Genomic DNA, 18732 nt, shown 5'->3' with positions numbered 1-18732 from the left:
ATAGTCATAATAATGATGAATCTCAGGTGATTTGTGAGTCTCTTTCAAAATATCATTATCATCGTACTGCTTATCATCGGAGCAGGCTTTTTATCTTTAACTGAAATTGCACTCGCTGGTGCCAGAAAAGTTAAGCTAAAAATTCTAGCCGAAGCTGGTGAAGAACGCGCTCAACAAGTACTAGATTTACAAGAACAATCTGCTGACTTTTTTGCAGCCTCTCAAATTGGCCTGAACGCAGTTGCGATTTTAGGCGGTATTTTGGGTGAAGCTGCTTTTCGTCCTTATTTCGTGACTTTAGTTGACCGTTTCTACGCAGGTCCTTGGACACAAACGATTGGTTTTGCCCTATCCTTTACTTTAGTGACATCACTCTTTATTTTATTTGCCGATCTTATGCCAAAACGTTTGGCTATGATTGCACCCGAAAAAATTGCAATTAGTGTTATTAATCCAATTCAGGTTTTTATTAAGGTTTGTAAACCTTTAGCTTGGGGAATTAACGCAATTGCCAACCTGCTATTCCGTTTATTTAAAGTGAATACAACGCGAGAAGACAACATTACTTTTGATGATATTTCAGCAGTAATGGATGCAGGTGCACAAGCAGGCGTACTGCAAAAACAAGAACATCACTTTATCGAGAATGTTTTTGAATTAGAAGAACGCAACGTACCTTCCAGCATGACAACACGTGAAAATGTTGTTTATTTCACCTTAAACGAACATGAAGATAGCATTCGTCAAAAATTAGCAGAGTATCCTTATTCAAAATTTTTGGTATGTAATGAAAATATTGATCAGGTCATTGGTTACGTCGACGCCAAAGACTTTCTTGTTCGTATTTTAAATAATCAATCTCCAACACAATTGAATGAAACAACCATTCGTACTGTCCTGATGATTCCGGACACCTTAACCCTATCAGAATTACTTGATCGCTTCCGCTCTACCAAAGAAAAGTTTGCGGTTGTTATAAACGAATATGCGCTTGTTGTAGGGGTTATTACCTTAAGCGATATTATGATTACGGTTATGGGCGACTGGGTAACACCAATTGAAGAAGATCAACAAATCATTAAACGCGATAATAACTCGTGGTTAATTGATGGCAGCACACCAATTGATGACCTAAGACACGCACTTGAAATTGATGAAATGCCTGATGAAGAAAATTATGAAACATTAGCAGGCTTCATGATGTACCGCCTACGCAAAATTCCACGTCCAGCAGATTTTGTAGAATTCGGTGGTTACAAGTTTGAAGTAGTCGATGTCGATCATTTTAAAATTGACCAACTTCTTGTAACTCGAATTTTAGAACAAAGCGAAGTACATTCATCAATTGATGAAAACTGATTTCTATTAATTTAAATACCTCACAATTTTATGTGGGGTATTTTTTTAATCTAAATAAATTTTTCAAATATATGTAATAATTATTTTAGATCCATAAATTCAATTTGCTCTTTTAATCTAAAAATAATATTATTTAAATTATCACTTACATTAAATCTTAAATACTGAAAAATAATAGAATAATCTACATATCTCAATTAACATGATGCGATTAAGCCCCCATTTACATTGCAAACAAACTTATGTAACTTAGCTCAAAGCAAGTCTTTAAATGGTTCTTCTTCTCATTTCACCCATCAAACCACATATAATTAAAAAAAATATCATATAATTTTTATTTTTATAAAACCTTTATAATCCATTATAATGAATTACATTTATTATATGCTTATTATAACCCTAATATATATGTTCAGTATTTCGCCCAAATATACCCCTCCAACTGAATATATATTAACCAAATAAACTAAATATATTATTTGTCTTTTTAATAAAAATTAATAAGAATAACCAAGGTCAGAGTTTTGAATAAACTTGTTCAGTAAAACTATAGGCAAAGGATTGATTGTATGCTGACATTACTTGGTGTTGGCATGATTTTGTGCTTCATGTACTTAATCATGTCCAAACGTTTAAGCCCTATTATTGCTTTAATTCTCATCCCATTTATTTTTTCTCTTATTGCCTGGGGCCTAGGTCACTACTTTGAAAGTTTGAGTCACATTGAACTCAAAGGTCTCAGTGAGATGATGCTAGAAGGCATCAAAAAATTAGCGCCAACTGGCGTAATGCTTTTATTCGCAATTTTATATTTTGCCTTAATGATCGATGCAGGTCTTTTCGATCCACCAGTTAAATGGATTTTAAAAAAGGTTAAAGGCGATCCTTTAAAAATCACAATGGGAACCGTGTTCTTAACCACAATGGTTTCTTTAGATGGTGATGGCTCAACAACTTATATGATTTGTGTGGCTGCAATGTTGCCACTTTATCAACGCTTAGGAATGAATACACTCATCATGACTGCACTTATGCTGTTATGTAGCGGTGTAATGAACCTAACACCATGGGGTGGCCCTACAGCTCGTGCTGCAAGCGCCCTGCAAATTGACCCAAGCCACATTTTCGTACCAATGATTATCCCTATGGTCATTAGTATTGGTTGGTTATTTTTCTTGGCGTACTTATATGGTCGTTACGAGCAAAAACGTTTAGGCGTTATTGAGCTTGAAACTCACCATGGCGACAATATTACTGTATCGAAAGATCCTGAAGCGACCCGCCCACATTTACGCAAAGTAAATATGGTGCTTACCATCCTTCTTATGATTGCTTTGATCAAAGGCATCTTGCCTATGTCTGTGTTGTTCATGATAGCGTTCTGTATCGCAATGCTCATTAACTACCCAGATGTTGATATGCAGAAAAAACGCATTGCAATGCATGCAGACAGTGTCTTAGCTGTTGTGGGCTTAATTTTTGCAGCAGGTATTTTCACAGGAATTTTATCTGGTACAGGTATGGTTGAGGCGATGTCTAAAGAATTCGTCGCAATGATTCCTCCAAGCATGGGTCCATATCTTGCACCGATCACAGCTTTAGTGAGTATGCCTTTGACATTCTTTATGTCAAATGATGCTTTCTTCTATGGCGTTTTACCTATTCTTGCTGAAGCCGCTTCACATTATGGTATTAGTGCAGAAGCGATTGCTCGCGCTTCGATTGTAGGTCAACCTGTACACTTGCTATCACCTCTTGTTCCATCAACCTATTTGTTATGTGGTCTTGCTAAAGTCGATTTTGCCGACCATCAAAAATTCACTTTAAAGTGGGCATTCATAACGTGTATGGTATTAATGGGTACTGCTTTAGTGATTGGTGTTTTCCCACTCTTTAGCACGCTTTAATTATTCATATGCAATAAAAAAGCCCCAATCGGGGCTTTTTTTATTTCTGTACATATTCAATTAAGTGATCTAACACAATGTTAAAATGCAATGTAATGTCTTCTTCTAAAATTTTATAAGCATTATCAAACTGAACCATTGGCCAACCTTCTTTCCAAAATGGAAAAATATTGTGTAGACCTTCAGTCACGATCGCGTCTTCACGACTAATCGCTTGAGCAACTTGAGCTAAAACCTGAGCGGTTTCTGCACCATCAATAGCTAAATAATCAATACCACGTGCTTTAAAAATACGGATACGGTCTTTTTTATAACGAATCTTTTTCGCCTGACCTGAATTCAAGCCTAATGCCAGCGTAGCAGCTTCTACAAACTTTTCTTCAAAGTTTGCATTCAATGCAACTAAAGCCTGTTTATGTGCTTCTTGACGCCCAGCTTTCCCCCCATTACGGATAATCTCATTTGCTTCCGTATCCAGCTTATCTTTTTTCATAGACTGTAAAATGTCTAAAATTTCGATATCGCTTAAAGATTCAGGAGATTGCTCAAACATAGGAGTCCTTATACATAAAACTAAAGGCATATTCTCTCATAAAAGCGCTACTAAAGCAGAGTAAAATTTTAAATAGCCTATTAACTTGACTATTTTTATAGTCCCAACTTCAGGGACTACACGCATAAAATCAAATAATTCTTTGGTTATAATTTTAATTATTTGCCAAATTAATTTTACCCTGATAATATTATTTTACCCAGATAAAAATATACGGCTAAAATGAATACTAAAATCACCTATACTGCTTTCACTGGAAGCACGCTTATTGCGAGTGACTCCCTAGTTGAACTTGCAAAAAAACTCAAAGATATTCCTAAAACAACGGAAAATATTCTGATTTTTAACGATCAAACAGGTCAACAAATTGATCTTGATCTTTCTGGTTCGGAACAAGAATTTCAACAACGTTATGCTGAACCGAAAGAAATTAAAAAAGTTGGACGACCTAAACTCGGAGTAATTTCTCGTGAAATCACTTTACAGAAAAAACATTGGGATTGGTTAGATCAACAAAGTGCGAGTGCATCAGCAGTAATTCGTAAGTTAATTGATAAAGAGTTAAGTAACCCAAATTCTGAAGGTAATATTATGCTCGCTAAACAAGCCATCGACCGTTTTATGTCTGCCATGTTGGGTAATATGCCAAATTACGAAGAAGCAACACGCGCCTTATATCAAGGCGATCGAGATATATTTTTAAAGATGATTCAGAGCTATCCTAAGGATTTAAGAGAATATTTAACTTTAAAAACTCAAAGTATTTTCTAAACCCAATAAAAAAAACCCGCTTACGCGGGTTTTTTCAAAATCAATTCAGCCTATTAAAGACGGACTAATGCAATAATTTGTTCAACCAACTCATCTACATTTTCAGTAGTAATGCTAGTATCAGTACCTTCAGCTACAGTAGTCAAAACAGTTACGCCAGTTTGACGGAGCAAAGCAACTTGTTCTTCCGTTAAATCAGCTTTAGCAATAGCAACTACGCCTTGCTGAATTAACGAACTTTCGATGACTTGAGCTTGCTCGAGTACTTTTGCAGAAACTTGAACTGCTGCTGGCTTTTGGCCTAAACGTGCAGCACGGTCTTCCGCAGTAACAGGATTACTATGCGCAGTCCACTCTACCGCAGATTCAACCATACCCGCACCAACCGTTACATTGCTTAAACGATCAATGAAAATAAATGAACCTGTGTATCGTGAATCTTGATATTGATCAAATACGACTGGCGCATCAAACTCAACCACAACGTCTGCAATTGCATTTAACTCAAGCTCTTCAACCTGAGTATGCTCAAGCGTATTCACATTCACACGATAGTGAATATTAGTCACTTTGGCAGGAACAGTCTGTGTACCAATTTTAACGTTGTACAACTTACCTTTCACCAGTGGATGTTCATTCATCCACACCACTGAAGCACGAACACTACGTGAAATTAATGGTTGCTCGCCAGCACGTACCAAAACGTTACCACGGCTAATATCAATTTCATCATTCAACGTTAATGTTACAGCTTGACCTGCTACAGCCTGCTCAAGGTTTCCGTCGAATGTTACGATTTCTTTAACTGTTGAACGCTTACCTGATGGTAATGCAACAATCTCATCGCCAACGTTGATTTCACCTAAAGCAACAGTACCAGCAAAACCACGGAAATCTAGGTTTGGACGGTTCACATATTGAACAGGGAAACGGAATTCGTGTTTGTTTGATTCGCGACTAATTTCCACAGATTCAAGAATGCTCATCAAGGTTTGACCCTTGTACCAAGCTGTATGCTCAGAAGCATTTACCACGTTATCGCCATTTAAAGCAGAAATCGGTACAAACTGAATATTGGCTGGACGACGATCACCCAATTGGCTTACGAAAGCATCATATTCAATCTGAATTTCAGTAAAGCGTTCAGGTGAATATTCAACCAAGTCCATTTTATTAATAGCAACAACGATATTTTTAATACCAAGTAAACTAGCAATAAACGTATGACGACGAGTTTGAGTTTGTACACCATAACGCGCATCGATCAAGATAATTGCAAGATCAGCTGTTGATGCACCTGTTGCCATGTTACGGGTGTATTGTTCATGTCCCGGTGTATCGGCAATAATAAATTTACGCTTTTCCGTTGAAAAATAGCGGTAAGCCACATCAATGGTAATACCCTGCTCACGCTCAGCTTGTAAGCCATCTACAAGTAATGCCAAGTCTGGTGCATCGCCCGTGGTTCCAACTTTTTTACTATCACGCGTTACAGCTTGTAATTGATCTTCATAAATCAATTTTGAGTCGTAAAGTAAACGTCCAATTAAAGTACTTTTACCATCATCTACGTTACCGCAAGTCAAAAAGCGCAGAAGATCTTTTTGTTCATGTTGCTTCAAATAGGCCAAGATATCTTGACTGATTAATTCTGATTGATGAGACATTGCTCAAACTCCACAAATTTAGAAATTGTCTTAGAAATAGCCTTCTTGCTTTTTCTTTTCCATTGAGCCCGCTTCATCATGGTCAATCATACGACCTTGACGCTCAGAACTAGTGGCTAAAAGCATCTCTTGGATAATTTCAGGTAACGTATCTGCTTCAGACTCAACTGCACCAGTTAATGGATAACAGCCAAGCGTACGGAAACGTACAGACTTCATCTGTGGAACTTCACCTTCTTTTAAACGCATACGCTCATCATCAACCATGATTAACGTACCGCTACGCTCTACTACCGGACGAACAGCAGAGAAATAAAGAGGAACAATTTGAATATTTTCTAAATAGATATATTGCCAGATATCCAACTCAGTCCAGTTAGATAAAGGGAATACACGAATACTTTCACCTTTGTTCACTTTACCATTATAAAGATTCCAAAGTTCAGGACGCTGGTTTTTCGGATCCCAACGGTGTTTACTATCACGGAATGAATAAACACGCTCTTTCGCACGTGATTTTTCTTCATCACGGCGTGCACCACCAAAAGCAGCATCAAATTGATATTTATCCAAAGCCTGTTTCAAAGCTTGGGTTTTCATAATATCTGTGTATTTTGAGCTACCGTGATCAAATGGATTGATTCCAGCTTCGCGACCTTCTTTGTTCTGATGGACGATTAAATCAAAGCCATGCGTTTTTGCCATGTTATCGCGAAATGAAATCATCTCTTTAAATTTCCACCCAGTATCTACATGTAATAATGGGAATGGAAGTTTAGCTGGGTAAAACGCTTTCAACGCAAGATGAAGCATTACCGCAGAGTCTTTACCAATTGAGTAAAGCATGACTGGATTTTCAAATTCAGCAGCAACTTCACGGATAATATGAATGCTTTCAGCTTCAAGTTGCTTGAGATGTGTGAGTCTTGATTCAGTCATGAACACGTCCTTCTCTATCCATTTTGCCCATAAAATCTAGAAGTGGTATTAAACCACCACGTAGAAGACCATGTGGAGGAACGAGTGCCATAACAACTCCAATTTTTCGTGATAAATAATCCAACCACAAGCCTTTATATGGCTTATAGCATTAGTTATGCATTATAGTGATTTAAAACCGATTCCTTTTGCTTGTTTTTTCATATTGATATTCGATTTCATCATATACATATAATATGCTGATTCACTTGCACAACTTTGCAATCGTAGCTTGTGCAGCCAACTTAAGCAAATCATGATCTACTCTTTAGATTTCTCTAAAAACCATAAAAAAGAGAAGCCTTAATAGCTTCTCTTTTCTAAAACATAATCTAATCTTAGAAACCGAACATTTTACGTTCTAATGGAATTTCAATACCAATCGATGCGCCCGCGTCATTACCTTCTAGATCAGAATCACTTACCCAGCCATTAATTTTTAATGGAAGATCAGGTTTAAGGTAATGCGTCCAAGTTAAATCAAGCGCTTTAATTTCATCATCTTTAGGAAATGCTTTATTGATTGCCAAGTTAGATTGATTAACTTTAACCACCATTGCACGACCACTTAAACGGTTCATTACATCAAAGCGGATATCACCACCCACTGAGTACATTTGTCCATCACCACCCATCGCGTGGCCTAATGGGTAACCATGTTGGTAATAACCATCTTTATAAGTTGAATGAGCATAAGAGATACCTCTTACATCACCATTAGTACGTGTATCAGCCCATTCTGCATAAAGTTGATAAGGCAAGTTATTGTAGCTAGATGAATAGTCGACACCTGCTAAGTACATTTTCTTAGAAGGTAAACCACCCGCTTCATCTTCACCTACATATTGTCCATATATGCTAACTGGAACTTGGAATAGCGGTTGTAATAATAAGCGGCCATCGAAGCCAGCAATTTGGTTTGATGGATCTGCTTCACCAGTTCCGCCATTATCTTTATTGCCGACAAATGCATCCCACAAAGAACTAAAACTTTCAGGACGTCCATCCCCACCCCATTGAATAGCACGCGATGCGCCTAACTCAATATATGGCAATGGTTGTGCAGTTACACGTAATCCAATTAACTTAGCGTCAGGGACTGCTTTATAGTCATCTAATTGACCAGCAAAAGCTTGATATTGCCAAGGCCCAATCCAAGATAACCATTTTGTATCAAAAGCATTTTGCACAGCACGTTGTGCCGTTACACCATAAACTGGACGGCTAGCATCACCACGAATTAAGCTTCCATCATGTCCAGGGCCCCACCATGTTGGAATTTGACCCGCAACTACCCACTGATTCCAAAGTTTACCTGCCACATATGAGCCTTCAACATTCACATCTTGCCCATTATCAATTTGTGGGTCTTTTTCTGCATTTACTCGGATTTTTGCATCCCAGTTTTCACCGCCTGCATTAAACTCTAAAGAACCTTGATATTGTGATTTCTGGTTATCACCAAATGCTTGAGGAACATTTTTAGCATCAGTCTCAGCAAAAGCGCCCACTTTAACCGTATTGTTATCTGCTTTTAATGCATTAAGAACTGAATTAATAACTTTTTGTTGAGCTGGATGAGACACTTCTGCCCGAGAGAGTGCTCGATGAATTTCATCACCACTTAACGGCCAAGTTGAAGTGCTAATATTGATAACACCTTGTTGATTCAACCAATTTAAGTCTGTACGTAAGTCCTCATTATTTAGCACTAAACCTTGTGCAAAAATAGCGGATGAAGCAGTTGCCAATATTGCAATCGAAAGTGTTTTTCTTAGAAACATGCCAGCCAATTCTCAAAGTTATTTATGAGCAACACCTTAAATTTTTTATCACAACTTTGCAATTGTTAAACTGTGCAATTACATTTTTTAACGCTATCTTAAGATTAGTGTAGATAGGTAAGTTTTTGAGATATATAAGTAATAAAAAAGGCAGTATAAATACTGCCTTTTTTACCTTTAGAAGATTAACCTTCTTTACGGCGCATGTGTGGGAATAAAATTACATCACGAATACTTGGTGCATCGGCAAATAGCATTACCAAACGGTCAATACCGATACCTTCACCCGCTGTAGGTGGTAAACCATACTCAAGTGCTTCAACGAACTCTGCATCGTAATGCATTGCTTCGTCATCACCAGCATCTTTCTCTGCAACTTGGGCTTGGAAACGCTCAGCCTGATCAATTGGATCGTTTAACTCGCTGAAACCATTTGCCAATTCACGACCACCGATGAAAAACTCAAAACGATCAGTAACATGTGGATTGTCATCATTACGACGAGCGAGTGGAGATGTTTCAGCTGGGTATTCAGTAATAAATGTTGGCTGACGAAGTTTAGTTTCAACTGTTTCTTCAAATACGATAGTTTGAAGCTTACCTAAACCAAAACCTGGCTTAACTTGTTCTTTTAACTCTTCACGAATAAATTGAGCAAGAAACTCACGGTCACCAACATTTTCAGGTGTAAACTGTGGGTTATTCTCTAAAATCGCATCAAACATAGAGATTTTTTTGTATGGCCCTTTGAAGCTAAACACTTCATCTTGATAAGGCACATCAGTTGTACCTAAAATATCCAAGGCCAACTTTTCAATCATATTTTCAGTCAATGCCATCAAGTCTTTATAATCAGCATAAGCTTGATAAAACTCGATCATTGTAAATTCAGGATTATGACGTGTTGAAACACCTTCGTTACGGAAGTTACGGTTAATTTCAAACACACGCTCAAAACCACCAACAACCAAACGCTTTAAGTAAAGCTCAGGTGCAATACGCAAGAATAATGGCATATCCAAAGCATTGTGATGTGTTTCAAACGGACGTGCAGATGCGCCACCCGGAATCACATGCATCATTGGCGTTTCAACTTCCATGAAACGTTCATTGTTTAAAAATGCTCGAATTCCAGCAACGACTTTGGCGCGGATTTCAAAAGTTTTACGTGTTTCTTCATTCACAATTAAGTCAAGATAACGTTTACGGTACTTAACTTCTGTATCATTTAAACCGTGAAATTTATCTGGTAACGGGCGAAGCGATTTCGTTAAAAGCTCAAAACCTTCAAGGTGAACATACAAATCACCTTTTCCTGAGCGTCCGATATAACCTTCAGCAGCAATAATGTCACCAAGATCTAAACCTTTAATGGTCTCGAGGATATCTTTTGGTAAACCTTTACGGTCAACATATAACTGAATACGGCCTGTCATATCTTGAATAACCATGAAAGATCCACGGTTTAACATGACACGACCAGCAATTTTTACATAGACATGCTCAGCGCTTTCAATTTGTTCTTTCGACTGATCTTTAAATTGTTCTTGTAGATCAGCAGCGTAGTGTTCACGCTTAAACGTATTCGGCCAAGGACTCTTTCCAGTTTCCTTCGCAATATCTTGGATTTGCTTTAATTTGGCATGACGCTGTGCAATTAAATCGTTTTCGGAAATAGTTGGTTCAGAAGTCGATTGATCGTTTTGTTGCGTCATCTCTGCCTCGATTAAGTAAAAATTAAGTGCTATATCTTAACAGATTGCAGGAGTTTTTCGAATGATTTCAATCAAACAAAAATGAAAAAAGACAATTTTATAGACCCGAACAATACTTTTTAAAGGCAAAATGACTTAGACCAATCGCTAAGATCATTTTTTAAAGCATTTAGTAAAATATAAAAAAATCCAAATAACCTCGATATTCAAAAGGCCCTATTTACCTTTTATTTTATCAATGAGATTGTGTCGTAAATAATGAAAATTCTATTTTTACATGGCTTGGATTCTTCGCGTGAATCGACAAAGTTCCATGCCATTTTACATCCTGAAAAATTTTGTATTGACGTCGATTATCGTAACTTAAGTTATGCATCTGTTGAGTACTTTTACCATCAGGCTATTCAGACGATCAAACCAGATTTATTGGTAGGACATAGCATTGGAGGCTATTGGGCGCTAAAAACTGCTGCTCAACATAAATTAGCTGTTATTGTGGCGAATCCAAGTCTTACACCTAACTTTCGGACTGACTATCCTCAACTTTCTGAAGATGAACTCACTCTCTCTAACCCTAAAATGGCTTATTTAGAGTTAGGAGATGAGCAACTTGATATGTATCAGGTTCAAGAAAAACTTGCCCCCTACATGAACATCGAAACTTTTGAAGGTGGACATCATCGCTTGGCCTATCCTTCACGACTTAATGATCTCATTATGAAAATTTATAAAAAATATTTGGCTTAGATTTATATAGTTTGATTATTGAAAATCGGTTTTATGCGTAAATAAACGAAGCTCTATTTTGCTTCTGCCATTTTTTTAACCACCTCAAAACCTTGAACAAAGCCACTTTTCAACATACCCATATATTCAGGTAAAGTGGCCAATTCAACTTTTAAAGTGGTTATATTATCTTTTTGGGTTAGAAAATATTTTTCTAAGGAGCCACTCCACGCTTTAACCTCTTCACTTTCTAAATCTTCCTTACCCTCCTTAATCATTCCTAAATGTTTAAAAATCAATATTTCCGGTTTTTGCATTTGTTCAATTGTAGAAACCATGCCATTTCCTTCACCGTCAAGAAAATAAGTTTTACCACTTATTTGCCAGTCGGTACGCATGGAGGAATCCGGTGCAAAGAATTTCGTCCAAGCGTTATATGTCTCGCTATTCCAAAGTATGTCCCATACTTTTTCTATAGGCGCCTCAATTTCTACTTCATATACTAAATTTTCCATATTTCACTTCCCTGATTTATACCGCCTTAAAGACAGCAAATTTTAATTTTCGGTTTTAATAATGACATTCTGTCGCATCATAGTTTGTTGTTATTTAGCTTTCGTATGAGATGAATCTTTTAAATTATGAGATGCTCTTTATTTCAAGATATTTTCATCAATAAAATTAATTTTAAGAATGCATTAGTTATTATTAGTTTATGGCGAAGTTTTGCCTAAATAACCACTTATTTGTCCTAACCTGCCATTCATCTTTGCTTACGAATGATTAAACTCCGTTATTTACTTTACTTTGAATGTAGAACTGCGTAAAAATTTGATATCCGATCAAAGGCACATTGGTTATTATTGACCGGATCGTAGTTACATTATTAATAGATGGAATAGTTTTACTGAAAGGCAGCTTTGAGCAAACTTATCAGTGCGGAGAGTCTCATGAAAAAATATCAATGTATCGTTTGTGGATGGATTTATGACGAAGCGGAAGGTTGGCCACAAGACGGCATTGCAGCTGGAACAAAATGGGAAGATATTCCAGATGACTGGACTTGCCCTGATTGCGGCGTTTCAAAAGCTGACTTCGAAATGATCGAAATCTAAGAACGTAAAGTAAAAGGCCATGATCGACATGGTCTTTTTTACGAATATTACTAATCACCGTATTAAATAAATAATTCTAACTCTGGAGAAAAAAATGCATCCTATCGTCATTATCGGATCAGGCATGGCGGGTTATACCTTAGCACGTGAGTTCCGTAAGCTTAGCCCAGAGCAAGAACTTGTGATGATTTGTGCGGATGATGCAGTGAACTATGCAAAGCCAACATTATCAAATGCATTTGCAGGTAAAAAAGCACCTGAACAAATTCCTTTAGGCGATGCGACAAAAATGGGTACTCAACTCAATATGCGTATTGAGCCTTTTACCTTTGTGAAAGAAATTTTAGCTGAACGCCATGAGCTTGTTCTTGAAAAAGATGGTGTAACTTCTCAGCAACCCTATTCAAAATTGATTTTAGCCGTGGGTGCTAACCCAATTCGCCTTGCAATTGCAGGTGATGGTAGCGATGACATTCATGTTGTGAACTCACTCATTGATTACCGCGCTTTTCGTGAAAATCTAGCTCAGCGTAAAGACAAACGTGTTGTTATTTTGGGTGCAGGTTTAATTGGTTGCGAATTTGCCAACGACTTACTTCATAGTGAATATGACATCACTGTCATTGATTTAGCACCGCAACCATTAGGTCGTTTACTTCCATCACATATTGCTTCTGCTTTCCAGCAAAACCTTGAGGAAGCTGGAGTGAAATTTGCACTCGGAACAACCGTTGAAAAAGTTAGCAAAATTAATAATGGCGAAGATTATGCGATAACACTCGCAAACGGACAAACACTGGTTGCGGACATTGTTCTTTCTGCAATTGGGCTACAGCCAAATATTTCAGTTGCTCAAAGTGCAGATATTCAAACGAGCCGTGGAATTATTACCAATAGTTTACTAGAAACAAATCAAGCAGACATTTATGCAATTGGGGACTGCGCAGAGGTAAACGGTACTTTACTTCCATATGTTATGCCGATTATGCAACAGGCTCGTGCTCTCGCAAAAACACTCAGTGGGCAACAAACTGCTGTGCACTACCCTGCTATGCCAGTTGCAGTAAAAACGCCAGCTGCTCCACTTACAGTTTTGCCTGCTCCAGTTGATGTAGAAGTGAACTGGGAAACAGAAGAATTCGACGATGGTATGCTTGCCAAAGCAATTGACAATGAAGGAACATTGCGTGGTTTTGTATTGCTAGGTGCAACCGCAGGTAAACAACGCTTAACTTTGACAAAGCTTGTCCCAGATCTTATTCCAGCCCAAGCATAAGGTTTGTATCAGGAATACTCACTTAGAGAGTATTCCTTTAAGGAATGAATAACATGAATAGCGCCTTACAGTTTAACATTTCACCGTACACATCTTTCATGCAAGAAACCAAAGTCAACTTAGGCAATGGAATTGAGTTACATGTAGAAGTAGGTGGAAAACCAGAACATCCAACCATTTTGCTGATTATGGGCCTTGGTGCTCAAATGCTTTTTTGGCCAGATTTCTTCTGTAAATCGCTGATTGATCAAGGATTTCGTGTTATTCGTTTTGATAACCGTGATATTGGCCTTTCTTCAAAAGTACGTCACGAAGGTAAACGGTTAAATACTGTCAAATTGATGGGCCGCTTTGCACTGGGGCTAACTAATCAGGGTGCGCCCTATACTCTGCATGATATGGCAGACGATGTATCTATGCTCATTGATCGTTTAGGCGTGAACAAAGCGCATGTCATTGGTGCATCAATGGGTGGGATGATTGCTCAAATTCTTGCAGCAAAATATCCAGAAAAGGTTGAAAAATTAGGGCTCATGTTTACAAGTAATAACCAGCCTTTTTTACCACCACCTTTTCCGAAACAACTTTTGAGTTTAATCGGTAAACCTGAGACGCGTGACGAAGAAGGGATTGTGAATCATAGTTTAAAACTATTTCAACTGATTGGTTCACCTGGTTATATCAACCAGATTGAAGCAATACAAACTGCGCGTAAGCTTTATCAACGTAGCTACTATCCTGCTGGTGTACTTCAGCAGTTTTTAGCAATATTATGTACAGGCTCCTTACTACAACTGGACCGTGAAATTAAGCAACCCGCTTTAGTCTTACATGGCTCTCGCGATCGCTTACTTCCCCCTAGCCACGGTAAGGCTGTAGCAAAAGCAATTTCCGGTGCTAAGTTTGAATTAATTGATGGAATGGGGCATGATATCCCTGCACATTTTATTCCACAGCTTAGCGGTTTATTTGCGCATCATTTTAAATCATCAGACTAGGACACTATGGCTGCATTACCCTCACTAAGACAGCTATCATATTTAGTTACGTTGTCGGAAACTTTGCATTTTACTGAAGCAGCACGCCGCTCTTTTGTCACTCAATCGACGTTATCAGGCGGCATTATGGAGCTTGAACGGTTATTAGGTGGCGTTCTGGTAGAACGTGATCGTCAGAATGTGCGTTTAACACCTTTAGGTGAACAAGTCGTTGCTCGTGCCCGTGTACTACTAGCAGATGCTCAAGATTTAATGCGTTTGAGCCGTGAAATGAGTGAGCCGTTAACGGGTGATTTGCATTTGGGTGTTATTCCAACCATTGCACCTTTTATCCTGACACGCTTACTTAATGAAGTGCATCAGCAGCTACCTAAAATTCAGCTACATTTGCATGAAGCACAAAGTGAAAAAATTGTAGAGCGTCTAGAACACGGTAATCTAGATATGATCGTTCTTGCTTTACCGTTCGACACCAGAGGTCTAAAAGTCGCTGAAATTTCGAAAGAAAATTTGTACCTTGTATGTAGTAAACAAGATACGAATGCTCTTCAAGCAAACTCTCTAGATGATCTTGATTTATCAAGATTAATTTTGCTTGAGGAAGGCCACTGTTTACGTGACCACGTTTTGAGTGCGTGCCCTATCGGTGAGCGTAAAAACGACAACCGTTTAAAAGCAAGTTCTTTACCAACGTTAGTTGAAATGGTTTCTTCTGATTTAGGCTTTACGCTTTTACCAGAAATTGCAATTGAAAATAGTATGATCAAGTTTAATGATCAGATTACTGCAAAACCAATTGAAGATGCACCGAGCCGCACTTTAGCGCTAGTAACTCGTAAAAGTACACCATTACAAAGTGAGTTCGATGTATTACTGCAAATTATGCAGAAAATTACAACGAACTTGCACGCATAAAACATGTATAAAAAAAGGAGTCTTCGGACTCCTTTTTATTTTACTGTGGTGTTAAAGATGCCCACTTAAACACCCAAGCAGATGGCAGATTCAAACTATTATCAGCAATAATTTTCTCTCTAATAATTTGTGCTATAGCATAGTCATTTGCAGGGTCCACCATAACTCGTATTCCTTTAGTCGTTGCACTGGTTACAACCTTGTACCCTTTCGCTTCTAACTGCGACTGAACTGCACTTGCCTTATTTTGATTAGCTGCCAATGCAACTTGTACCATCCATTTCTTTTCACCATTTTCCAAAATTTCTTTAGCGATCGCTGCATCAAGTTGCTTTTTACTGTCAAAATTTTTCTTTTCTTCTACTTTTTTTGTGTGGACGTCTTCAATTTTCTTTTGGGCTAATAATTCATCTTGTTTTGGTTTTCTTTTCTGGATGACTATTGTTTTATTTTTGTCCCCACTTTTTTTCGCTTTATCATTAGAAGGATTTACAAAATAAGGATACATCGCTTGATCATCAAATCTTTGAAATACGATGATATCCCCATAACACTTCTGATCTGCATAGGCGGTCACTGGCATTATCCCCAAAAGTATTTTAATAAGTAAACTTCTAATAAAGCATTGCATCTTATTCATTTACCAAAGTTAAGTATATTTAATGCGCCGTATTAAAGTAGATTTTTTGTGATTTGTATATTTTTAAAATTCAATGTTTTATGTAAAAAATCACATATTTTAAAAACATATTGCAGTGCTTCAAATTATTGTCGTTTATCCAGCAACCATTTAGAAAAACTAACTAAATTACTTTGAATTTCAGTTAATTAAAAAAGCCGACAAAATGTCGGCTTTTATTTAATCTTGAGAGTTCATTATTTAATGATTTCCAATAATGCCCTTTGAGCATTATGCAACTTTTCACCCTCAGCTGGCTCAGCACGGATCCAAGTACCGTCACCTTGTAACAGCCATGCTTGTTGATTATCTTGTAAGTAGTTCACCAAACCTTGTTGATAAATACGTTTTTTCAACGCAGGGTCTTCAACAGGGAAACACGCTTCAACACGATTAAATAAATTACGGTCCATCCAGTCTGCACTTGAACAGTAAATACGTGCATCACCATTATTACTAAAGTAATAAACGCGAGTATGCTCAAGGAAACGTCCTACAATTGAACGCACTCGAATATTCTCTGATAAGTTAGGCAAACCCGGACGTAAACAACAAATCGAACGGATAATCAGGTCAATCTGAACACCCGCCTGAGAAGCTTCGTACAATTTATTGATTAACTGAACTTCGGTTAACGCATTTACTTTAACAATGATTTGAGCTTTACGTCCTGCCTTAGCATTAGCAATTTCTTCATCAATAAAGTTAATGAGCTGAGCATGTAAGGTAAATGGTGCATGTAATAGCTTTTTCAATTTCGCCATTTTGCCCATGCCAGTCAATTCTTGGAATATACGGTGTACGTCTTCACACAGATCTTTATCTGTGGTCATGAGACCATAATCTGTATAAATTCGAGCATTCATCGCATGATAGTTACCTGTTCCTAAATGAACGTAACGCACCAATTTATTATTTTCACGGCGCACCACCATAATCATTTTGGCGTGGGTTTTATAACCGACTATGCCATAAACAACGACTGCCCCAGCCTCTTGTAAAACATTTGCTACTTCAATATTTGATTCTTCATCAAAGCGAGCACGCAACTCAATGACGGCAATAACCTCTTTTCCATTACGAGCGGCTTCAGCCAAAATTTGCACAATTTCAGAATTAGCACCACTACGATATAACGTCTGTTTGATTGCTAATACCTGCGGATCACGTGCAGATTCGCGTAGCAATTGAATAACTGGCGCAAAAGACTCAAACGGATGATGCAGTAAAATATCCTGTTTTTGCATTGCCGAAAAAATACTTTCGGTCTTTTTAAACACTTTAGGCACAACTGGCGTATGCGAGTCGTAACGCAAATGCGGACGTTTAAAATTTGAAACCAGACGAGCTAAGTTTACCGGACCATCAACTTTGTATAATTGCTCATCGGTTAAATCAAACTCTTCCAGTAAGTACTCATAAATATGCTGTGGACAATTATGGGTTACTTCCAAGCGAACGGCACGACCAAAACGACGAGAACTTAATTCACCTTTTAATGCTTTAGCTAAGTCTTCAACATCTTCATTCAATGCCAAGTCTGCATTACGTGTAACGCGGAATTGGTAACATCCAGTTGCTGTCATTCCCGGGAATAAATCAGATACATGCTCATGAATAATTGCCGATAACATCACATGATGTTCTTTACCACCCGTTAATTCATCTGGTAGTCGTACAACGCGAGGTAATGAACGTGGCGCAGGCACAACAGCCAAATCAATTTGACGACCAAAAGCATCTTTACCTTCAAGAGTGATAATGAAGTTCAGGCTTTTATTCACAAGTCGTGGGAATGGATGTGCTGGATCTAAGCTAATTGGTGTTAATACAGGTGCAACTTGTTCCTGAAAATATTTTTTTACCCAAGCAGACTGGGCTGGAGTTAACTCACCACGACGTAAGAAGCAAATATCTTCTTCACGTAGCTTAGGCAAGATTTCCTCATTTAAAATACGATATTGACGCTCAATCGCAGCATGAGCAGTTTCAGAGATTTTTTGTAAGACCTGTCTTGGCGTAAGACCATCCGGGCTACGACTCTCATTGTCTAGAGAAAATTGCTCCATCACTCCGGCAACACGAATTTCAAAGAACTCATCGAGATTACGTGAAAAAATGAGTAAGAAATTCATTCGCTCAAGTAATGGATGTAAAGGGTCTACCGCTTGTTCCAATACACGCAAATGGAAGTCAAGAATAGACAATTCACGATTGATATAACGGTCATTATAACTATATTCTATTGGGGTCGTTGTTGGTGTAATCGCTGTATTCATGTCTAACTCA

The 18732-nt window shown here is 37.8% G+C and carries 18 protein-coding genes; 9 read left to right on the top strand and 9 right to left on the bottom strand.

Annotated elements, in window-relative coordinates; genetic code table 11:
• Positions 1-33: 33 nt before the first annotated feature.
• Positions 34-1359 (top strand): hemolysin family protein, encoded by a 1326-nt coding sequence (locus ASF86_RS00770; protein ID WP_017391686.1) that lies wholly within the window; start codon positions 34-36, stop codon positions 1357-1359.
• A gap of 569 nt (positions 1360-1928) precedes the next feature.
• Entirely contained in the window at positions 1929-3266 is a 1338-nt protein-coding gene (locus tag ASF86_RS00765; protein ID WP_017391687.1) for a CitMHS family transporter, read from the top strand.
• Between the two features lie 40 nt (positions 3267-3306).
• On the opposite strand, the gene ASF86_RS00760 is transcribed toward ASF86_RS00765, so the two are convergent.
• Complete coding sequence (locus ASF86_RS00760) at positions 3307-3819, bottom strand: hypothetical protein (RefSeq protein WP_005042220.1); 513 nt, start codon at positions 3817-3819, stop codon at positions 3307-3309.
• A 222-nt stretch (positions 3820-4041) separates the two neighbouring features.
• Here ASF86_RS00760 and ASF86_RS00755 point away from each other — a divergent pair, with 222 nt between their 5' ends.
• Positions 4042-4590: a DUF2239 family protein gene (locus ASF86_RS00755; protein ID WP_056478526.1), complete on the top strand. Its 549-nt coding sequence runs from the start codon at positions 4042-4044 to the stop codon at positions 4588-4590.
• Positions 4591-4643: 53 nt separating this feature from the next.
• Here ASF86_RS00755 and cysN read toward each other — a convergent pair whose 3' ends face one another.
• From cysN to lysS, 5 genes are all read right to left on the bottom strand, one after another.
• Positions 4644-6257, bottom strand: coding sequence for a sulfate adenylyltransferase subunit CysN (gene cysN / locus ASF86_RS00750; RefSeq protein WP_056478524.1), 1614 nt, complete (start codon positions 6255-6257; stop codon positions 4644-4646).
• Between the two features lie 30 nt (positions 6258-6287).
• Positions 6288-7196, bottom strand: a complete 909-nt coding sequence (gene cysD / locus ASF86_RS00745; protein WP_004641806.1) for a sulfate adenylyltransferase subunit CysD — start codon at positions 7194-7196, stop codon at positions 6288-6290.
• The gene (locus ASF86_RS18845; RefSeq protein WP_080026499.1) at positions 7189-7320 is read right to left on the bottom strand and encodes a hypothetical protein; all 132 of its coding nucleotides are present in this window, start codon (positions 7318-7320) and stop codon (positions 7189-7191) included. Before ASF86_RS18845 ends, cysD begins: the two co-directional genes overlap by 8 nt.
• A 253-nt stretch (positions 7321-7573) precedes the next feature.
• Positions 7574-9019: a capsule assembly Wzi family protein gene (locus tag ASF86_RS00740; RefSeq protein ID WP_017388753.1), complete on the bottom strand. Its 1446-nt coding sequence runs from the start codon at positions 9017-9019 to the stop codon at positions 7574-7576.
• Between the two features lie 185 nt (positions 9020-9204).
• Positions 9205-10734 carry a lysine--tRNA ligase gene (gene lysS, locus ASF86_RS00735; RefSeq protein WP_056478522.1) on the bottom strand — a complete coding sequence of 510 codons (1530 nt, stop codon included), beginning with the start codon at positions 10732-10734 and terminating at the stop codon, positions 9205-9207.
• A gap of 258 nt (positions 10735-10992) precedes the next feature.
• Here lysS and ASF86_RS00730 point away from each other — a divergent pair, with 258 nt between their 5' ends.
• Positions 10993-11481: a YqiA/YcfP family alpha/beta fold hydrolase gene (locus ASF86_RS00730; protein WP_056478521.1), complete on the top strand. Its 489-nt coding sequence runs from the start codon at positions 10993-10995 to the stop codon at positions 11479-11481.
• Positions 11482-11534: 53 nt separating this feature from the next.
• Here the strand turns inward: ASF86_RS00730 and ASF86_RS00725 are convergent, their stop codons facing one another.
• Positions 11535-11975: an SRPBCC family protein gene (locus tag ASF86_RS00725; protein ID WP_056478519.1), complete on the bottom strand. Its 441-nt coding sequence runs from the start codon at positions 11973-11975 to the stop codon at positions 11535-11537.
• A 435-nt stretch (positions 11976-12410) separates the two neighbouring features.
• Here ASF86_RS00725 and rubA point away from each other — a divergent pair, with 435 nt between their 5' ends.
• The 4 genes from rubA to oxyR all read left to right on the top strand — a co-directional run bounded on the left by rubA (position 12411) and on the right by oxyR (position 15764).
• Entirely contained in the window at positions 12411-12575 is a 165-nt protein-coding gene (gene rubA, locus ASF86_RS00720) for a rubredoxin RubA (RefSeq protein ID WP_000760495.1), read from the top strand.
• A 94-nt stretch (positions 12576-12669) separates the two neighbouring features.
• Complete coding sequence (rubB, locus tag ASF86_RS00715; protein WP_003653048.1) at positions 12670-13851, top strand: rubredoxin reductase RubB; 1182 nt, start codon at positions 12670-12672, stop codon at positions 13849-13851.
• 53 nt (positions 13852-13904) lie between these two features.
• Positions 13905-14849, top strand: a complete 945-nt coding sequence (gene estB / locus ASF86_RS00710; RefSeq protein WP_056478516.1) for an esterase EstB — start codon at positions 13905-13907, stop codon at positions 14847-14849.
• 6 nt (positions 14850-14855) lie between these two features.
• On the top strand, positions 14856-15764 hold the full coding sequence (oxyR, locus tag ASF86_RS00705) for a LysR family transcriptional regulator OxyR (RefSeq protein ID WP_005042237.1): 909 nt from the start codon (positions 14856-14858) through the stop codon (positions 15762-15764).
• Positions 15765-15804: 40 nt separating this feature from the next.
• Here the strand turns inward: oxyR and ASF86_RS00700 are convergent, their stop codons facing one another.
• On the bottom strand, positions 15805-16395 hold the full coding sequence (locus ASF86_RS00700; protein ID WP_056478514.1) for an SPOR domain-containing protein: 591 nt from the start codon (positions 16393-16395) through the stop codon (positions 15805-15807).
• A gap of 57 nt (positions 16396-16452) precedes the next feature.
• On the opposite strand from ASF86_RS00700, the gene ASF86_RS18840 reads away from it, so the two are divergent.
• Positions 16453-16581 carry a hypothetical protein gene (locus ASF86_RS18840; protein ID WP_080026496.1) on the top strand — a complete coding sequence of 43 codons (129 nt, stop codon included), beginning with the start codon at positions 16453-16455 and terminating at the stop codon, positions 16579-16581.
• Positions 16582-16640: 59 nt separating this feature from the next.
• Here the strand turns inward: ASF86_RS18840 and ppk1 are convergent, their stop codons facing one another.
• Positions 16641-18722, bottom strand: coding sequence for a polyphosphate kinase 1 (gene ppk1, locus ASF86_RS00695; protein ID WP_005042241.1), 2082 nt, complete (start codon positions 18720-18722; stop codon positions 16641-16643).
• Positions 18723-18732: the final 10 nt, after the last annotated feature.

The sequence above is a fragment of the Acinetobacter sp. Leaf130 genome, assembly GCF_001423205.1.
GTDB classification, from domain to species: domain Bacteria; phylum Pseudomonadota; class Gammaproteobacteria; order Pseudomonadales; family Moraxellaceae; genus Acinetobacter; species Acinetobacter calcoaceticus.
This window is presented reverse-complemented; position numbering and strand designations above follow the sequence as displayed.